Raw genomic sequence first — 17,657 nt, 5'->3', positions numbered from 1 at the left:
TGGGTTTAAGGGAGTGACCGGATGAAAATCATCATCCTTGGGGCAGGGCAGGTCGGTGGCACGCTGGCTGAACATTTGGCCAGTGAGGCCAACGACATCACCGTGGTCGACACCGATGCCGAGCGCCTGCGCAATCTGGGCGACCGCCTGGACATCCGCACGGTACAAGGCCGCGCATCGTTCCCGACCGTGCTGCGCCAGGCCGGTGCCGACGATGCCGACATGCTTGTGGCGGTCACCAACAGCGACGAGACCAATATGGTCGCCTGCCAGGTCGCCCACACGCTGTTCCACACCCCGACCAAGATCGCCCGTGTCCGCGAAGCGGCCTACCTGACCCGCGCCGGCCTGTTCGACAACGACGCCATTCCGGTGGACGTGCTGATCAGCCCGGAACAGGTGGTCACTCACTACATCAAGCGCCTGATCGAAATTCCTGGCGCCTTGCAGGTGATCGACTTCGCCGGAGGCAAGGCGCAGCTGGTCGCGGTAAAGGCCTACTACGGCGGGCCGCTGGTGGGCCAGCAACTGCGCCAACTGCGCGAACACATGCCGAATGTGGAAACCCGCGTGGCGGCGATTTTCCGACGTGACCGGCCGATCCTGCCCCAGGGCGACACCGTTATCGAAGCTGATGACGAAGTGTTTTTCATCGCGGCCAAGGCCAATATTCGCGCAGTGATGAGCGAAATGCGCCGGCTCGACGAAACCTATAAACGCATCGTCATCGCAGGCGGCGGGCAGATCGGCGAGCGCCTGGCCGAGGCCATCGAAAGCCGCTATCAGGTGAAGATCATCGAGATGAGCCCGGCGCGCTGCCGGCATTTGTCCGACACCCTCGACAGCACCGTCGTACTGCAAGGCAGCGCTTCGGACCGCGACCTGCTGATGGAAGAAAACATCGCCGACGCCGATATCTTCCTGGCGCTGACCAACGATGACGAGGCCAACATCATGTCCTCGCTGCTGGCCAAGCGGCTGGGTGCGAAGAAGGTGATGACCATCATCAACAACCCGGCCTATGTCGACCTGATCCAGGGCGGCGATATCGACATCGCCATCAGCCCGCAATTGGCGACCATCGGCACGTTGCTCGCGCATGTGCGCCGTGGCGACATCGTCAGCGTGCACTCCCTGCGCCGTGGCGCGGCAGAGGCGATCGAGGCGATTGCCCATGGCGACTCGAAGTCGAGCAAGGTCATCGGCAGGGCGATCCGTGATATTGGCTTGCCACCGGGCACCACCATCGGCGCAATCATTCGCGATGAAGAAGTGATCATCGCCCACGACGATACGGTGATCGCCACCGGTGACCATGTGATCCTGTTCCTGGTGGACAAGAAACATATCCGCGATGTGGAGAAGCTGTTCCACGTGGGGTTGAGCTTTTTCTGATCAAGGAGTGACTGACATGCACGAATCCCTGGAGAAAATGCTCGCCAAGGGTGTGGATAATTCGCTGCTGCGCTTTGGCTTGGGCAAGGGTTATCTGGACTTGAAGGACAATGCCAAGGCGGCGGAGCACCTACAGAAATGTGTCGAGTTCGACCCCAAGTATTCGGCGGCGTGGAAGTTGTTGGGCAAGGCGCAGTTGGGGCAGGGTGATAACGCTGCCGCGCGAGACGCGTGGGAAAGAGGCATACAGGCGGCCCAGGCCCATGGCGACAAACAGGCCGAAAAAGAGATGACGGTGTTCCTGAAGAAACTCGACCGCCAAGCCTGAACGCAAATCAAAATGTGGGAGGGGGCTTGCTCCCGATAGCAGTGTGTCAGCCAGTGCATGGTTGGCTGAACCACCGCTATCGGGGGCAAGCCCCCTCCCACATTGGTTTTGTGTTGTGTTTGAGTCAGCGGTGAATCAGTACCACCGCGCCTCGCCCGGCGGGCGTTTCTTGAAGCGCTTCATGCTCCACATGTACTGGCTCGGGTAGGCGCCGACGTACCGTTCCACTACCTTGCTCATCGCCGCGCAGGACGTGGCGGTGTCGGTGCTGTACATGTCTTCCGGGGCCGCTTCCAGGATCACTTTGTAGCCTGAGCCGTCCGGCAGGCGCAGGGCGTGCAGGAACACGCCGACCGCCTTGTGGCCCGCGAGCATGTTCGGTACGAACTTGCTGGTCAGCGCCTGGGTCGCGAAGAACGGCACGAAGATCCCGGCGGATTCAGCCGGCTCCGGGTCGGCAGGGATTCCCACCTGACCGCCTTTGCGCACTTCCTTGATCACGCTGAGAATGCCTTCCTTGGTGGACGCCGCCACGCGGTTGCCCAGTTGCACGCGTTGCTTGCGCAACAAGTCGTCAACAGCCTTGAGCTTGGGCGGGCGATAGAAAATGATCGGCTTGCACTGGCTGCAATAGAAGTGGTTGAGCACTTCCCAGTTGCCCAGGTGGCTGGTGATGCCCACCACGCCTTTACCCGATGCCAAGGCCTCGTGCAGCACCTCCAGGCCTTCAACTTCGCGCACCAGGTCGATGGAACGCTGGGCCGGCCAGATCCAGGCGCAGGCGCTTTCGGTCAATGACTTGCCGATGTCCATCAGGCTGCGGCCCACCAGGCGCTCGCGCTCGGCCGGGTCCATGTCCGGGAAGCATTTGGACAGATTGATCCGCACCGTGTCGCGGGAGCGGTTGGGGGTTTTCCACATGATCCAGCCGATGCCCGTGCCGACGGCCTGTACGGCGCGCCAGGGCAGCAGGGCAAACAACCGAAGAGCGCCTACCAGCAAGGCGCCTTTAAACTTTTCCACAGGTCACTCCTGATCGTGTGTGGTACGCAAAGCGCGCATTCTAACCGGCGTTGGCCAGGTCCGCGTAACGGTCGCAGTCCTGAGTGTGGTCCATGACCATGCCCGAGGCCTGCATGAACGCGTAGCAAATGGTCGGCCCAACAAAAGTGAAGCCGGCCTTTTTCAAGGCTTTGCTCATCGCTTGCGCCTCGGGCGTAATCGCCGGGACTTCGCTGCGATCCTTGAAGTGATTGACCTTGGGCACGCCGCCGACGAATGACCAGAGCAAACCCACCGGGTCTTCCAGCGCCAGCCAGGCTGCGGCATTGCGGCGTGTGGCGTTGAGCTTCAGACGGTTGCGCACAATGCCTGGGTCGAGCATCAGCGCTTCGATTTCAGCGTCGGTCAGCTGCGCCAGGCGCTGCGCATCAAAGCCGAACAAGACCTTCCGGTAATGCTCGCGTTTGCGTAAAACCGTGATCCAGGACAGGCCCGCCTGGAACCCTTCGAGCAAAAGCAACTCGAACAAACCCTGCGCATCGCGCAGCGGCGTTCCCCACTCTTGATCGTGATAAGCCATGTACAGCGGATCTTCAGAACACCAAAAGCAGCGTGGCATAAGGCTCCAGGGAGTGGTGGCAGGGCCGAATCGGGTATACTCCCGCTCTTTAAATCGCAGCCCAAGTAACAGGTGAATTTCGTGAGCCAGCCTACGCCAGCCGTGCGTACCTTCCAAGACTTGATCCTCGCCCTCCAGCAATACTGGGCCGAGCAAGGTTGTGTGGTACTTCAGCCCTACGATATGGAAGTAGGCGCCGGCACTTTCCACACCGCTACATTCCTGCGGGCCATCGGCCCGGAAACCTGGAACGCCGCTTATGTGCAGCCCAGTCGTCGCCCGACTGACGGCCGCTACGGCGAGAACCCGAACCGCCTGCAGCATTACTACCAGTTCCAGGTGGTATTGAAGCCCAACCCGGACAACTTCCAGGAACTGTACCTGGGCTCGCTGAAACATGTCGGCCTGGACCCACTGGTCCACGACATCCGTTTTGTCGAAGACAACTGGGAATCACCGACCCTTGGCGCTTGGGGCCTGGGCTGGGAAGTGTGGCTCAACGGCATGGAAGTGACGCAATTCACGTACTTCCAGCAAGCGGGCGGCATCGAGTGCTACCCGGTAACCGGCGAAATCACCTACGGCCTCGAGCGCCTGGCCATGTACCTGCAAGGCGTGGACTCGGTCTACGACCTGGTGTGGGCTGACGGGCCGTTCGGCAAGGTCACCTACGGCGACGTGTTCCACCAGAACGAAGTGGAGCAGTCCACTTACAACTTCGAACACGCCAACGTCGACAAGCTGTTCGAACTGTTCGACTTCTATGAAAGCGAAGCCAAGCGCCTGATCGAACTCGACCAGCCGCTGCCGTTGCCAAGCTATGAAATGGTGTTGAAGGCGTCCCATACCTTCAACCTGCTGGACGCGCGCCGTGCCATCTCGGTAACCGCGCGCCAGCAATACATCCTGCGTGTACGCACCCTGGCGCGTTCCGTCGCCCAAGCCTACCTGCTGGCTCGCGCCAAGCTGGGCTTCCCGATGGCAACCCCGGATTTGCGTGATGAAGTGTTGGCTAAGCTGGAGGCTGCACAATGAGTGCTCAAGATTTCCTGGTTGAACTGGGCACCGAAGAGTTGCCACCCAAGGCACTGAATACCCTGGCCGATGCGTTCCTGGCCGGTATCGAAAAAGGCCTGCACAGCGCTGGCCTGAAGTTCGCCGCAAAGAAGGTCTACGCCGCGCCACGCCGCCTGGCGGTATTGCTCACCGCGCTGGAAACCCAGCAGCCGGACCGCAATATCAACCTGGATGGCCCGCCGCGTCAGGCCGCGTTCGACGCCGAAGGCAACCCGACTCAGGCAGCACTGGGCTTTGCCAAGAAGTGCGGCGTCGAGCTGAGCGAAATTGACCAGAGCGGCCCGAAACTGCGTTTCAGCCAGGTCATCGCCGGCAAGCCAACGGCCAGCCTGTTGCCGACCATCGTCGAAGACTCCCTGAACGACCTGCCAATCCCCAAGCGCATGCGCTGGGGTGCTCGCAAGGAAGAGTTCGTACGCCCAACCCAGTGGCTGGTGATGCTGCTCGGTGACCAGGTCATCGAGTGCACCATCCTCGCCCAGAAGGCCGGCCGCGATTCCCGTGGCCACCGCTTCCACCATCCGCAGAGCGTGCGCATCACCTCGCCGGCCAGCTACCTCGATGACCTGCGCGGCGCCTATGTGCTGGCCGATGCCAATGAGCGTCGCGAGCTGATCAGCAAGCGCACCGAAGAGCTGGCCCGCCTGCAGGAAGGCACCGCCATCGTGCCGCCAAGCCTGCTCGACGAAGTGACCGCCCTGGTTGAGTGGCCCGTGCCGCTGGTGTGCTCGTTCGAAGAACGTTTCCTCGATGTGCCGCAGGAAGCACTGATCACCACCATGCAGGACAACCAGAAGTACTTCTGCCTGCTGGATGTGGATGGCAAGTTGCTGCCGCGCTTTATCACCGTGGCCAACATCGAGAGCAAGGACCCGCAACAGATCATCGCCGGTAACGAGAAAGTCGTGCGCCCGCGCCTGACTGATGCCGAGTTCTTCTTCAAGCAAGACAAGAAGCAGAAGCTCGAAGACTTCAACCTGCGCCTGCAAAACGTGGTGTTCCAGGAAAAACTCGGCAGCGTCTACGACAAGGCCGTGCGCGTTTCCAAGCTGGCGGCCTACATTGCGCCGCGCATTGGCGGCGACGCTGCCTGGGCCGCGCGTGCCGGCCTGCTGTCCAAGTGCGACCTGGCCACCGAGATGGTCGGCGAATTCCCTGAGATGCAAGGCGTCGCCGGTTACTACTACGCCCTCAACGACGGCGAGCCGGACGACGTGGCCCTGGCGCTGAACGAGCAGTACATGCCGCGCGGTGCCGGCGCTGAATTGCCGACCACCCTGACCGGTGCGGCCGTGGCCATCGCCGACAAGCTGGACACCCTCGTCGGTATCTTCGGTATCGGCATGTTGCCTACCGGCAGCAAAGACCCGTATGCCCTGCGTCGTGCGGCCCTGGGCGTGCTGCGTATCCTGATCGACAAGAAGCTGGACCTCGACCTGACCCAGGCCGTGGTGTTTGCGGTCGGCCAGTTCGGTACCAAGGTCAAGCAAGCGGGCCTTGCCGAGCAAGTGCTGGAGTTCGTGTTCGACCGCCTGCGTGCGCGTTACGAAGACGAAGGCGTGGACGTTTCCGTCTACCTGTCGGTACGTGCCCTGCAACCGGGTTCGGCGCTGGACTTCGACCAGCGCGTACAAGCCGTACAGGCGTTCCGCAAGCTGCCGGAAGCCGATGCCCTGGCCGCCGTGAACAAACGTGTATCGAACCTGCTGAGCAAAGCCGACAACCTCGGCACTGCCGAAGTCGACCCAGGTCTGTTTGCCGACGCCAAGGAGTTCTCGCTGAACTCAGCTATCGCCAAGGCCGAAAACGCCGTGAAGCCGCTGATCGCCGAGCGTAACTACGCCGAAGCGTTGGCGCGCCTGGCGTCGCTGCGTGAGCCGGTGGATGCGTTCTTCGAAGCGGTGATGATCAACGCCGAAGATGCCGGCGTGCGGAAAAACCGCTACGCCATGCTGGCGCGTCTGCGCGGGTTGTTCATCAACATCGCTGACATTTCCGTACTGGGCTGATCATGTTGAAACTGCTGATTCTCGATCGGGACGGGGTGATCAATTACGACTCCGACGCTTACATCAAGTCGGTGGCGGAATGGATTCCATTGCCCGGTTCGATCGAGGCCATCGCGCAGTTGAGCAAAGCCGGCTGGACGGTGGCCATTGCCACTAACCAGTCCGGCATCGCCCGCGGTTATTACGACATTGCCACCCTGGACGCCATGCATGCGCGCTTGCGCACATTGGTGGCGGAGCAGGGCGGTGAGGTGGGGCTGGTGGTGTACTGCCCCCACGGGCCGGATGAGGGCTGCGCTTGCCGCAAGCCCAAGCCTGGGATGTTGAAAACCATTGCAGAACATTACAAGGTGCCCTTGGCTGGGATATGGTTCGTCGGGGACAGTCTCGGTGACCTGGAGGCGGCCAAAGCCGTCGACTCTCAGCCAGTTTTGGTAAAGACCGGGAAAGGCGAAAAGACCCAGGCGAAAAACCTGCCGGTAGGCACTTTGATTTTTGACGATCTGGCGGCGGTTGCCGCAGAACTTATCAACAACTAGCCGCCCTCGACTTCCTGACCAAGGATTGTTCGGGAGTGCGCTTTTAACAGGCGGGCCGTGTCCCGCAACGGTAAATGCCGCCATGTCGATCTTGCAGGCCATCAGAACCTTTTTCTTTTACCTGCTGCTGGGCACCAGTTCGTTTCTCTGGTGCACCCTGAGCTTTTTTATTGCACCGTTCCTGCCGTTCAAGGCGCGCTATCGCTTCATCAATGTGTATTGGTGCCGCTGCGCGTTGTGGCTGTCCAAGGTATTCCTGAATATCCGTTTCGAGGTCAAGGGCGCCGAAAACGTCCCGGACCAGCCCTGTGTGATCCTGTCTAACCATCAGAGCACCTGGGAAACGTTCTTTCTCTCGGCATACTTTTCGCCCTTGAGCCAAGTGCTCAAGCGTGAGCTGCTCTACGTGCCGTTCTTTGGTTGGGCCATGGCAATGCTGCGCCCGATTGCGATCGACCGTGACAATCCCAAGGCGGCGCTCAAGCATGTCGCCAAGAAGGGCGACGAGCTGCTCAAGGATGGCGTTTGGGTGCTGATCTTCCCGGAAGGTACGCGTGTGCCTTATGGCACTGTCGGCAAATTCTCCCGAGGTGGCACTGCGCTGGCGGTCAACGCCAACCTGCCGGTGTTGCCTATTGCCCATAACGCCGGCAAGTTCTGGCCCAAGACCGGCTGGGCCAAACGCCCAGGCACCATTACCGTGGTGATCGGCGAGCCCATGTATGCAGAAGGCGAAGGCCCGCGTGCCATCGCTGCATTGAACGACCGCGCCGCTGCCTGGAATGAAGCACAGCAACGGGCCATGGGTTCGTTGCCGCCGGAGCCCGTAGTGGTAGAGACGCCGGAGATTTGAGCATCTGTGGATAAGCTGTGTACGGTTTGTTGGAAAATGTGCATTTTTTCTCAGTAACCTGCTGATTTACAGGCATATTTCTGAAGCGCATAAAATCTCAGAAAACGTGCATAAGTTTTTTCTTCATAAAAAAACCGGTCTTTGTGACCGGTTTTTTATGCACAGCAGAAAAGATCGTTTTCAGTCCTCCAACGGTGGCAGTTGCAGGATGAACGTCGAACCCATGCCCAGCTCGCTTTCACAGCTGACATGCCCACCGTGGCGTTCTACGACGGCCTTCACCATGGTCAGGCCCAACCCTAGGCCGTCACTGCCTTGGGCCGAATTGAAGCGCCGGTATTGGTTGAACAGCTCTGGCAAATCTTCTGGCGCAATTCCGGGCCCCTGATCGCTGATGCGGCATTCCAACCAACCCTCCACACAGCCATGACTCAACCGGACGGTGGTGCCGGATGGCGAATACTTGATCGCGTTTTCCAGCACATTGAATAGCGCGCGGGTGAGCAGCGATTGATCGGCGAGCACCATGCCTTCGTCTGCTTCATCCAGATCGTGAACCAGATGAATGCCCTTGAGCTGGGCAATGACCGCCACCTGATCGAAAGCATCCATTACCAGCATGGCGAACAACGTAGGTTGGAATTGATAGCCGTCAGCCTCGGCTTTCGCCAATTGCACGAAGGACTCGGTGAGGCTCAGCGCCCGTCGGACCTGTTGTTCGATCTGGCCAAAAATGGGCGATTCACTGTCGTGTACATCCAACAGCGCAAGAATTGCCGAATGCGGTGCGCGCAAGTCATGGGACAGAAAGCGCAGCATGGTCTCGCGATGCTGTTGGGCTTCGCGTTCCTTGCTTAAATCCGTGAGGCTCAGCAGCCAGCCAAGGGCGATATCGCCCTCGGCTGGAAGCAAGGGCGCAAGCTCCATGCGCAAACTGCGTTGGTGGATATCACGAAACTCGACCAGCTCCAGTGCAGACAGGGCAGGGCGCACGCCGTTATGCAGCGGTGGGTAACCCAGGTCGGCGAGCTGTTCGAGGAGCTTTTCGCGTACCAGGTCGTTGCCGAATACGTCACGGGCAACGCGATTGGCCAACAGGATGCTCCCCTGGGGATCGGTGATCAGTGTTGCGACCGGCAGGCATTCCAGTCCATCCGCCATAAAGCGCTGTGTATCCCGGGTGCGACTGACCGCCTGCTCGAGGGCGAAGATGCGCCCCTGAAGCACATCGCCCTTGCTGGCCGGTGCACGACGCCGCTCTGGCAATACTTTCGGTTCGTTATCCAGGCGCGCCAGTTCCCAACCGAAGTAGGCGAGGATTACGCTCAGGCGCCGCCAGTTCCAGATCAGATAGCTGAGCAACAACCCAATCAGGCAGGCCGAAGGCGACCACCAATGGCCCAGGCTCAGTAACGCCCACGACATCAGTACCGACGCGGCCATGCAGCCCAGGGTCATCCATAGCGCATAACGCGGGCGATACAGCAGCAGGCCCAGCAACAATGCCACCACGGACGTAGCCATCAAGGCCGCCAGCCAACCCGGCAGATCGACAATGCTGCGCCCCTGCAGTAAACCGTTAAGCACATTGGCTTGGATCTCCACGCCCGCGGTCGAGCCGGTCGCGGACAGCGGGGTAACGAAACTTTCGCCCATTCCATAGGCCGTGGCGCCGACCAGAACCAGTCGACCGCGCAGCGCGTCTGGAGCCACCTCGCCACGCAGTACGCTGACGTAGGAAACACTTGGAAAGCGCTCCTGGGCAGAGGTAAACGGAACGCGAATCTCATGCTCCTGGTGCCATTGCTGACTGCGGGGCTCAAGCGGCATGCCGGGCATCGTCGATGTTTGCCCGTTCAACGTGTATGCCAGCCAGGCCAGCTGTGGCAGCGTGCTTCCCGGTGGACCTTCGCGTAGATACAGGCTGCGCACGACACCGTCATTATCCGATTCGACGTTGATGTGCCCGATGCCCCTGGCGCACTTGAGCAAGGGCGACAATGGCTCCCCGGTCTGCCTGGACCGTGCCCGGCTATCCGTCACAATCGGCAGCAATACATTGCCTGCATTGCACACGGCATCGGCCAATCGTTGATCACCCGCGCCTTCGCCCGGCTCACTGAAGATCACATCGAATAAGATCCCTGCCGGCTGGGCAGCACTGAGCCGTTCGATCAAGTCTGCATGCACACTGCGCGGCCAGGGCCATGGGCCAAGTTCTTCCAGGCTAGGCGCGTCAATGGTCACCAGTACGATGCGTGGGTCCACAGACAACGGTGCCAACTGGCGCAGGCTGTCATAGAGCGGGTTATTGAGCGCCAGGCCCGGACTCAGGGATAGGTACGCGGTGAAGGGCAACAGTACCAGGCCAATCAGCAACCATTCGCGCACCAGTCCGTGGAACAGCAGCTGCGCCCGGGTGGGTTGGCGTTTTTCAGCTTTACTCCATAGCTTCACAGGGCCACCGCTACAGGCCCGCCATAACATCGATGATCGTCATATGAACCTGTCATAAGCCCGGTCTCCCTCCAGGTGGTTACGATGGGACGCATTAGAGGTACTGAAACCAGTGAAGCTTATTTCGGTCTTACTGGAGGACCCGGTAGTCACCATAGCGTATATCGATCCTTTTCCTCATAGCCAGGAGCCGGTATCTTCCCCTTGAGGGCCTAGGATTTTCGCTGGTTACGGTCCTTTGATATCAGCGTACCCAGAGTTTCGGAGTTCGTTGTATCCGCCCATAATTGTTCAGATTCATCGGCGGGTCTGTGTATGTGCACAAGGCGCCCCTGATTAAGCTGCCGTATTTTTGCAGGAAGGATCCACTCATGCGTGTCGCAATACTGGATGACGAGCCCGCCGAGTTGAGACGGGTAGAACAGACACTGCGACAGATTCCCAGCACTTCGGAACAGCCCTGGTCCGTGCATTGTTTTGAGCGCGGCGAGGACCTGCTGCGCCAACTGCGCCGTGAAACCTTCGACCTGTTGATACTCGACTGGCAACTGCCGGATATCAGCGGCATTGCGTTGTTGCGCTGGACCCGCGAGCACATGGAGTCACCACCGGCCGTGATCATGCTCACCAGCCGCGATGCGGAGAGCGATATCGTCACGGCGCTCAACAGTGGAGCGGACGACTACGTCAGCAAACCCTTTCGTCCTAATGAACTCAAGGCTCGCGTCAGCGCCGTCCTGCGTCGACATGGGCTGCAAAAGTCCGCCAGCAATGAAGTTCAAAGCTTCAATGACCTGACGTTCGATGATGCCGAGTTGACGGTGACACGCGCCGGCACACCGATCAATCTCACCGAACGGGAGTACCGCTTGGCCAGCTGCCTGTTTGCCAACCTGGCGCGGCCACTGTCTCGCGAATACCTGTATGAGCGGTTTTGGTCCCATGAGGAAATGGTATCGTCTCGCCCCCTGGATACGCATATCTACCGCTTGCGCAACAAGCTCGGATTAACGGCGGACCGAGGATGGCAGCTGCTGACGATCTACGGGTACGGCTATCGGTTAGAGAGTGTGGCGGCGCCCGCCGAGGGATGATGTTCCACGTGGAGCATTTCAATAATGCTCAACAAACACCCATAAAAAAGGCCAACGCTAGCGTTGGCCTTTTTGTTTGCCGGTACCTGATCAGAAATCCAGGTTAGACACCGCCAAGGCATTGCTCTCGATGAAGTCACGACGAGGCTCGACCGCATCACCCATCAGGGTGTTGAAGATCTGGTCTGCGCCAATGGCGTCTTCGATGGTCACTCGCAGCATGCGACGCTGAGCCGGGTCCATGGTGGTTTCCCACAGCTGATCCGGGTTCATTTCGCCCAGACCTTTGTATCGCTGGATGGTGTGACGCTTGGTACTTTCGGTCATCAACCAGTCCAAAGCTTCTTTGAACTCCTTGACCTGCTTCTTGCGTTCGCCACGCTGAATATAAGCGCCGTCGTCCAGCAGCGTGCTCAATTGCGCGCCGAGGGTGACCACCGTCTTATAGTCGTTGCTGCCGAAGAAGTCGCGGTTGAAGGTGACGTAGTTCGACAGGCCGTGCGAGATCAGTTCAACCTCAGGCAGCCACACGTTGCGTTCACGGTCTTCGCGCAGACTGGCTTTGTACACCAGGCCAGACTTCTCTACTGTGCGCAGCCGCACTTCGTACTGGGCCAGCCAATCCTGCATGGCAGCATGGTCGCCCAGCTGCTCCAGGCTTACGGCCGGCAAGTAGATGAAGTGCTCGGTCAGCTCCTGGGGGTACAGGCGCGACAGCCGCTTGAGCGTCTTCATCACCATGCGGAAGTCGTTGACCAAGCGCTCCAGCGCCTCTCCGGAGATGCCTGGGGCTTCGTCGTTCAAGTGCAGGCTGGCATCTTCCAGGGCCGACTGCGTCATGTACTCTTCCATGGCGTCGTCGTCTTTGATGTATTGCTCTTGCTTGCCCTTTTTCACTTTGTACAACGGCGGCTGGGCGATGTAGATATAGCCGCGCTCGATCAATTCAGGCAACTGACGGAAGAAGAAGGTCAGCAGCAGGGTACGAATGTGCGAACCGTCGACGTCAGCATCGGTCATGATAATGATGTTGTGATAACGCAGCTTGTCGATGTTGTATTCATCACGACCAATACCGCAGCCCAATGCGGTGATCAAGGTGCCGACTTCCTGGGAAGAAATCATCTTGTCGAAGCGTGCTTTCTCGACGTTGAGGATCTTACCCTTCAACGGCAGGATAGCCTGGGTACGGCGGTTGCGACCCTGCTTGGCGGAACCGCCAGCAGAGTCACCTTCCACCAGGTACAGCTCGGAGAGGGCAGGGTCCTTCTCCTGGCAGTCGGCTAATTTGCCTGGCAGGCCAGCGATGTCCAGTGCGCCTTTACGACGCGTCATCTCACGGGCTTTACGCGCCGCTTCACGCGCACGCGCGGCATCGATCATCTTACCGACGACCAATTTGGCTTCGTTCGGGTTCTCCAGCAGGAAGTCAGAGAAGTACTTGCCCATCTCCTGTTCCACCGCGGTCTTCACTTCGGAAGACACCAGCTTGTCTTTGGTTTGGGAACTGAACTTGGGGTCCGGAACCTTGACCGAAATAATCGCGGTCAAACCTTCACGGGCATCATCACCGGTGGTGGCGACTTTGTGCTTCTTCGCCAAACCTTCCGCTTCGATGTAGGTGTTCAGGTTGCGCGTCAGCGCGGAACGGAAACCCACCAGGTGAGTACCGCCATCGCGCTGAGGAATATTGTTGGTGAAGCACAACAGGTTCTCGTTGAAGCTGTCGTTCCACTGCAGGGCGATTTCCACGCCGATGCCGTCTTCACGCTGGATGTTGAAGTGGAACACCTGGTTGACCGCAGTCTTGTTGGTGTTCAGGTATTCAACGAACGCGCGCAGGCCGCCTTCGTACTTGAACAGCTCTTCCTTGGCGCTGCGCTCGTCCTTGAGGACGATGCCCACACCGGAGTTGAGGAATGACAGTTCGCGAATCCGCTTAGCCAGGATGTCCCAGCTGAAGTGGATGTTCTTGAAAGTTTCAGCCGAGGGCTTGAAGTGAATCTGGGTGCCCGTGGTTTCACTGTCACCGACGATTTTCATCGGTTCCTGTGGCACACCGTGGACGTAAGTTTGTTCCCAGATTTTGCCGCTGCGGCGTACGGTGAGAACCAGCTCTTCGGACAGAGCGTTCACTACCGAGACACCTACGCCGTGCAAGCCGCCAGACACTTTATAGGAGTTGTCGTCGAACTTACCGCCGGCGTGGAGCACGGTCATGATGACCTCCGCCGCCGAGACGCCTTCTTCTTTGTGCACGTCTACCGGAATACCGCGACCGTTGTCGCGTACGGTAATGGATTCATCCGGGTGGATGATGATGCTGATGTCGTCGCAGTGACCGGCCAGAGCTTCGTCGATGGAGTTATCGACCACCTCGAACACCATGTGGTGCAGACCGCTACCATCATCGGTGTCGCCAATGTACATACCGGGACGTTTGCGTACGGCATCCAAACCTTTCAGCACTTTAATGCTGGTCGAGTCGTACGTGTGTTCTTCGCTCATGCCTTCACTCCCGATGGTCGTGGGTCTGGGTGATACGGCCTTGTTCCACGTGGAACAAAGCGACTGGCGTTTCCGTCTGCCAGCCTTCCCTCAATAATTCGTGGTCTACACAGGTGATAAACACTTGGCAGCGTAAGTCTTCCAATAAGCGGCATAGCGCGCGGCGGTGTTGCTCGTCGAGTTCGGACGGCAAGTCATCCACAAGATAAATACATTGGCCGCGTCGGGACTGGCTAACCAGATGCCCTTGCGCAATACGCAATGCACACACCACCAACTTCTGCTGACCGCGGGACAGGATATCCGCAGCATTATGAGCGCCTAATCTAAGGCGCAAATCAGCGCGTTGGGGCCCGGCCTGGGTGTGGCCAATTTGCTGATCACGCTGCAGGGACGTCGCAAGCACTGCACTCAGCTCACGTTCTTTGTCCCAACCTCGGTAATAACTCAGCGTCAGCCCCTCAAGGTCCAACAACTCGCTCAAGGTCTGCTCAAAGACTGGTTTCAAGGCTTTGATATAGGCACGGCGGTATTCATCTATTTCGTCGCTGGCCAGGCACAGTTCCCGGTCCCACGCCGCTTGTGAAGCGGCGTCAAGTGTACCATGCCGCAGCCACGAGTTCCGCTGCCGCAGGGCCTTCTGCAGGCGCTGCCAAGTGGCCATGAAACGCGGTTCCACGTGGAACACTCCCCAATCGAGGAATTGTCTGCGGATCTTCGGTGCGCCTTCCAACAGGCGGAAGCTGTCGGGGTTGATCAACTGCAACGGCAGGATTTCTGCCAATTGCGCAGCACTGCGCGCATTCTGCCCGTCGATGCGAATCTGAAACTCTCCGCCGCGATCGCGGGATATCCCCAGGGCGCTGTGTCCACCCTCGGCCAATTCAACTTGGCCAAATACCGTGCACGCCAGCTGCTCGTATTGAATCACTGGTAACAGGCGGGCGCTGCGGAAGGAACGGGCGAGGCCCAGCAGGTGGATGGCTTCCAGCACGCTGGTTTTGCCACTGCCATTGGCGCCATGGAGAATATTGATGCGAGGGGAAGGGGAGAAGGTCACCGGGTGCAGATTGCGCACCGCGGTGACCGAGACGCGACTGAGGGACATCTAGCTTCTGCTGAGCATGATTACAGGCGCATCGGCATAACAACGTAAGCCGAGTCGTCGTTATCGGATTCTTGTACCAGCGCGCTGCTGTTGGAGTCCGACAGAATCAGGCGAACCTGTTCGGTGGTCATCACACCCAGCACGTCCAGCAGGTAGCTCACGTTGAAGCCGATTTCCAGCGAACCGCCGTTGTAGTCAACGCCTACTTCTTCTTCGGCTTCTTCCTGCTCCGGGTTATTGGCCTGGATCTTCAACTGACCGTTGGCCAATTGCAGGCGAATACCCCGGTACTTCTCGTTCGAGAGAATGGCCGTACGGCTGAATGCCTCACGCAGAGCCTGGCGATCGCCGAGCACCAGCTTGTCACCGCCTTTAGGCAGTACGCGCTCGTAATCCGGGAATTTGCCGTCAACCAGCTTGGAGGTGAAGGTAAATTCGCCGGTGGTTGCGCGGATGTGGTGTTGCCCCAGGACGATGCTGACGTTGCCGTCCGGCTCGGTGAGCAAGCGGGCCAACTCGAGGATGCCTTTACGCGGCACGATGACCTGGTGACGATCCGGTTGGCCGATATCGGCGCGCATCGAACACATCGCCAAGCGGTGGCCGTCAGTTGCCACAGCACGGATGATGCCTTCGGACACTTCCAGCAGCATGCCGTTAAGGTAGTAACGCACGTCCTGCTGGGCCATGGCGAAGCTGGTGCGCTCGATCAAGCGACGCAGTTTGCTTTGCTCCAGGCTGCAGGTCAGCGAACCCGGGCCTTCTTCAACCGTAGGGAAGTCATTGGCCGGCAAGGTCGACAAGGTGAAACGACTGCGACCCGCCTTGACCACCAACTTCTGCTCGTCGAGCTTGATGTCGATCAGCGCGTCGTTCGGCAGGCTCTTGCAGATATCCATCAGCTTGCGCGCCGGCACGGTGATTTCGCCGGGTTCGGCGGGCTCTTCGAGCTGCACGCGGCCAACCAGTTCGACTTCCAGGTCGGTACCGGTCAAGGACAGCTGCTGGCCTTCGACCACCAGCAGTACGTTGGACAGCACCGGCAAGGTCTGTCGGCGCTCGACGACGCCTGCGACCAGTTGCAGGGGTTTCAACAGGGCTTCGCGTTGAATGGTGAAATGCATGGTCTAGTCCCTTGCCTTAATAAGCTGCGCTGGTGTCATCACGTAGTCAGTGTACGCAGCAGGTTCTTGTAGTCCTCGCGAATATCCGCGTCGGATTCCTTAAGTTCGTTGATCTTGCGGCACGCGTGCAAAACCGTGGTGTGGTCGCGACCGCCAAACACATCGCCGATTTCCGGCAGGCTGTGGTTGGTCAGCTCCTTGGAGAGGGCCATGGCCACCTGGCGCGGACGCGCTACCGAACGCGAACGGCGCTTGGATAGCAGGTCGGAAATCTTGATCTTGTAGTACTCGGCAACGGTACGCTGGATGTTATCCACACTCACCAGTTTGTCCTGCAGTGCCAGCAAGTCTTTCAGGGATTCGCGAATCAGCTCGATGGTGATGTCACGGCCCATGAAGTGCGAGTGCGCGATAACCCGCTTGAGCGCGCCTTCCAGCTCACGCACGTTGGAACGAATACGCTGGGCGATAAAGAACGCGGCATCGTGGGGCAGATCAACTTTGGCCTGGTCGGCCTTTTTCATCAGGATCGCGACGCGGGTTTCCAGCTCTGGTGGCTCTACAGCAACGGTCAACCCCCAGCCGAATCGCGATTTCAAGCGCTCTTCCAGGCCTTCGATCTCTTTGGGGTAACGGTCACTGGTGAGGATGACCTGCTGTCCGCCTTCGAGCAGCGCGTTGAACGTGTGGAAAAACTCTTCCTGGGAACGTTCCTTGCGCGCGAAGAATTGAATGTCATCGATCAGCAACGCATCAACGGAGCGATAGAAACGCTTGAACTCGTTGATGGCATTGAGCTGTAGCGCCTTGACCATGTCAGCCACGAAGCGCTCCGAGTGCAGGTAGACCACCTTGGCATTCGGGTTCTTCTTTAACAGGTGGTTACCCACAGCGTGCATCAAGTGCGTTTTACCCAAGCCAACCCCGCCATAAAGGAAGAGCGGGTTGTAACCGTGCTTGGGGTTGTCGGCCACTTGCCAGGCGGCCGCACGGGCCAGCTGGTTGGATTTACCTTCGACAAAATTCTCGAAGGTAAAGGTGCGGTTCAGATAGCTGGTGTGCTTGAGCGCGCCTTCAACCTGCACAGTGCGCTGCTCGGCACGCACGGGAGCTTGCTGAGAGCTGGCACCTGCCATGGGGTCGAAGCTGTCACGGGACGGCTCTTCGTTCTCCAGTGCATTTTTATGCACGGAAGACTTGGAAGGCGTCGGCGCAGGGGCAGCGGCAACCGGTGCAGCCTGGGACTGGGAAGCAGCCGCTGCCAATGGCGCATTCGGAGCAGCGCGAGGTGCGGAGCTGCGTTTGCTGCCTATTAATAAGGAGAGCACGGGCGCGATGCCGTTGCCATGTTCGTCGAGCAATTCGAGAACGCGGCTCAGGTACTTCTCGTTAACCCAGTCGAGAACAAAACGATTGGGCGCGTAGACACGCAACTCGTCGCCTTCGGCTTCGACCTGTAGCGGACGGATCCAGGTGTTGAATTGCTGGGCAGGCAGCTCATCGCGCAAAAGCTCCACGCATTGCTGCCAAAGTTCCACTGACAC

14 protein-coding genes are annotated in these 17,657 nt (G+C 59.1%); 7 read left to right on the top strand and 7 right to left on the bottom strand.

Annotated features, from left to right (window positions below; translation table 11 throughout):
- Positions 1 to 21: 21 nt before the first annotated feature.
- Together trkA and C4J85_RS00065 are read left to right on the top strand one after the other, a co-directional pair.
- Positions 22 to 1,395 carry a Trk system potassium transporter TrkA gene (trkA, locus tag C4J85_RS00070; protein ID WP_124360585.1) on the top strand — a complete coding sequence of 458 codons (1,374 nt, stop codon included), beginning with the start codon at positions 22 to 24 and terminating at the stop codon, positions 1,393 to 1,395.
- A gap of 16 nt (positions 1,396 to 1,411) precedes the next feature.
- A complete protein-coding gene (locus C4J85_RS00065) occupies positions 1,412 to 1,723 on the top strand; it encodes a tetratricopeptide repeat protein (protein WP_124408695.1) in 312 nt (103 codons plus the stop codon).
- A 135-nt stretch (positions 1,724 to 1,858) separates the two neighbouring features.
- Here C4J85_RS00065 and C4J85_RS00060 read toward each other — a convergent pair whose 3' ends face one another.
- Entirely contained in the window at positions 1,859 to 2,746 is an 888-nt protein-coding gene (locus C4J85_RS00060) for a lysophospholipid acyltransferase (protein WP_124360583.1), read from the bottom strand.
- A 40-nt stretch (positions 2,747 to 2,786) separates the two neighbouring features.
- On the bottom strand, positions 2,787 to 3,344 hold the full coding sequence (locus C4J85_RS00055) for a DNA-3-methyladenine glycosylase I (protein WP_124408694.1): 558 nt from the start codon (positions 3,342 to 3,344) through the stop codon (positions 2,787 to 2,789).
- 81 nt (positions 3,345 to 3,425) lie between these two features.
- Here C4J85_RS00055 and glyQ point away from each other — a divergent pair, with 81 nt between their 5' ends.
- The 4 genes from glyQ (at position 3,426) to C4J85_RS00035 (ending at position 7,822) form a co-directional block, all read left to right on the top strand.
- A complete protein-coding gene (glyQ, locus tag C4J85_RS00050; RefSeq protein WP_003187265.1) occupies positions 3,426 to 4,379 on the top strand; it encodes a glycine--tRNA ligase subunit alpha in 954 nt (317 codons plus the stop codon).
- Positions 4,376 to 6,430, top strand: a complete 2,055-nt coding sequence (gene glyS, locus C4J85_RS00045; RefSeq protein WP_124408693.1) for a glycine--tRNA ligase subunit beta — start codon at positions 4,376 to 4,378, stop codon at positions 6,428 to 6,430. Before glyQ ends, glyS begins: the two co-directional genes overlap by 4 nt.
- Positions 6,430 to 6,969, top strand: coding sequence for a D-glycero-beta-D-manno-heptose 1,7-bisphosphate 7-phosphatase (gmhB, locus tag C4J85_RS00040; RefSeq protein WP_177412761.1), 540 nt, complete (start codon positions 6,430 to 6,432; stop codon positions 6,967 to 6,969). Before glyS ends, gmhB begins: the two co-directional genes overlap by 1 nt.
- A gap of 82 nt (positions 6,970 to 7,051) precedes the next feature.
- The gene (locus tag C4J85_RS00035) at positions 7,052 to 7,822 is read left to right on the top strand and encodes a 1-acyl-sn-glycerol-3-phosphate acyltransferase (RefSeq protein WP_124365238.1); all 771 of its coding nucleotides are present in this window, start codon (positions 7,052 to 7,054) and stop codon (positions 7,820 to 7,822) included.
- A gap of 180 nt (positions 7,823 to 8,002) precedes the next feature.
- Here C4J85_RS00035 and C4J85_RS00030 read toward each other — a convergent pair whose 3' ends face one another.
- On the bottom strand, positions 8,003 to 10,279 hold the full coding sequence (locus C4J85_RS00030) for a CHASE2 domain-containing protein (protein ID WP_124408692.1): 2,277 nt from the start codon (positions 10,277 to 10,279) through the stop codon (positions 8,003 to 8,005).
- Between the two features lie 371 nt (positions 10,280 to 10,650).
- Between C4J85_RS00030 and C4J85_RS00025 the strand changes: the two genes are divergently transcribed.
- The gene (locus C4J85_RS00025) at positions 10,651 to 11,373 is read left to right on the top strand and encodes a response regulator transcription factor (RefSeq protein ID WP_124408691.1); all 723 of its coding nucleotides are present in this window, start codon (positions 10,651 to 10,653) and stop codon (positions 11,371 to 11,373) included.
- Positions 11,374 to 11,463: 90 nt separating this feature from the next.
- Here C4J85_RS00025 and gyrB read toward each other — a convergent pair whose 3' ends face one another.
- The 4 genes from gyrB to dnaA are packed head-to-tail and all read right to left on the bottom strand — an operon-like array spanning position 11,464 to position 17,657.
- Positions 11,464 to 13,881, bottom strand: a complete 2,418-nt coding sequence (gene gyrB / locus C4J85_RS00020; RefSeq protein ID WP_124360577.1) for a DNA topoisomerase (ATP-hydrolyzing) subunit B — start codon at positions 13,879 to 13,881, stop codon at positions 11,464 to 11,466.
- A gap of 4 nt (positions 13,882 to 13,885) precedes the next feature.
- Positions 13,886 to 14,989, bottom strand: a complete 1,104-nt coding sequence (gene recF, locus C4J85_RS00015) for a DNA replication/repair protein RecF (RefSeq protein WP_124360576.1) — start codon at positions 14,987 to 14,989, stop codon at positions 13,886 to 13,888.
- Between the two features lie 20 nt (positions 14,990 to 15,009).
- Entirely contained in the window at positions 15,010 to 16,113 is a 1,104-nt protein-coding gene (gene dnaN / locus C4J85_RS00010) for a DNA polymerase III subunit beta (RefSeq protein ID WP_124365235.1), read from the bottom strand.
- 38 nt (positions 16,114 to 16,151) lie between these two features.
- Positions 16,152 to 17,657: a chromosomal replication initiator protein DnaA gene (dnaA, locus tag C4J85_RS00005; RefSeq protein WP_124408690.1), complete on the bottom strand. Its 1,506-nt coding sequence runs from the start codon at positions 17,655 to 17,657 to the stop codon at positions 16,152 to 16,154.

The sequence above is a fragment of the Pseudomonas sp. R4-34-07 genome, from assembly GCF_003852375.1.
GTDB lineage: Bacteria > Pseudomonadota > Gammaproteobacteria > Pseudomonadales > Pseudomonadaceae > Aquipseudomonas.
Note: the sequence above shows the minus strand (reverse complement) of the source record. Positions and strands in the feature narration are given on the sequence as shown.

What these genes read in the sequence shown, in the direction of transcription:
- trkA (WP_124360585.1), top strand. Translation starts at nt 22, where the DNA reads ATGAAAATCATCATCCTTGGGGCAGGGCAGGTCGGTGGCACGCTGGCT.
- C4J85_RS00065 (WP_124408695.1), top strand. Translation starts at nt 1,412, where the DNA reads ATGCACGAATCCCTGGAGAAAATGCTCGCCAAGGGTGTGGATAATTCG.
- C4J85_RS00055 (WP_124408694.1), bottom strand. Translation starts at nt 3,344, where the DNA reads ATGCCACGCTGCTTTTGGTGTTCTGAAGATCCGCTGTACATGGCTTAT.
- glyS (WP_124408693.1), top strand. Translation starts at nt 4,376, where the DNA reads ATGAGTGCTCAAGATTTCCTGGTTGAACTGGGCACCGAAGAGTTGCCA.
- C4J85_RS00035 (WP_124365238.1), top strand. Translation starts at nt 7,052, where the DNA reads ATGTCGATCTTGCAGGCCATCAGAACCTTTTTCTTTTACCTGCTGCTG.
- C4J85_RS00025 (WP_124408691.1), top strand. Translation starts at nt 10,651, where the DNA reads ATGCGTGTCGCAATACTGGATGACGAGCCCGCCGAGTTGAGACGGGTA.
- gyrB (WP_124360577.1), bottom strand. Translation starts at nt 13,881, where the DNA reads ATGAGCGAAGAACACACGTACGACTCGACCAGCATTAAAGTGCTGAAA.
- recF (WP_124360576.1), bottom strand. Translation starts at nt 14,989, where the DNA reads ATGTCCCTCAGTCGCGTCTCGGTCACCGCGGTGCGCAATCTGCACCCG.
- dnaN (WP_124365235.1), bottom strand. Translation starts at nt 16,113, where the DNA reads ATGCATTTCACCATTCAACGCGAAGCCCTGTTGAAACCCCTGCAACTG.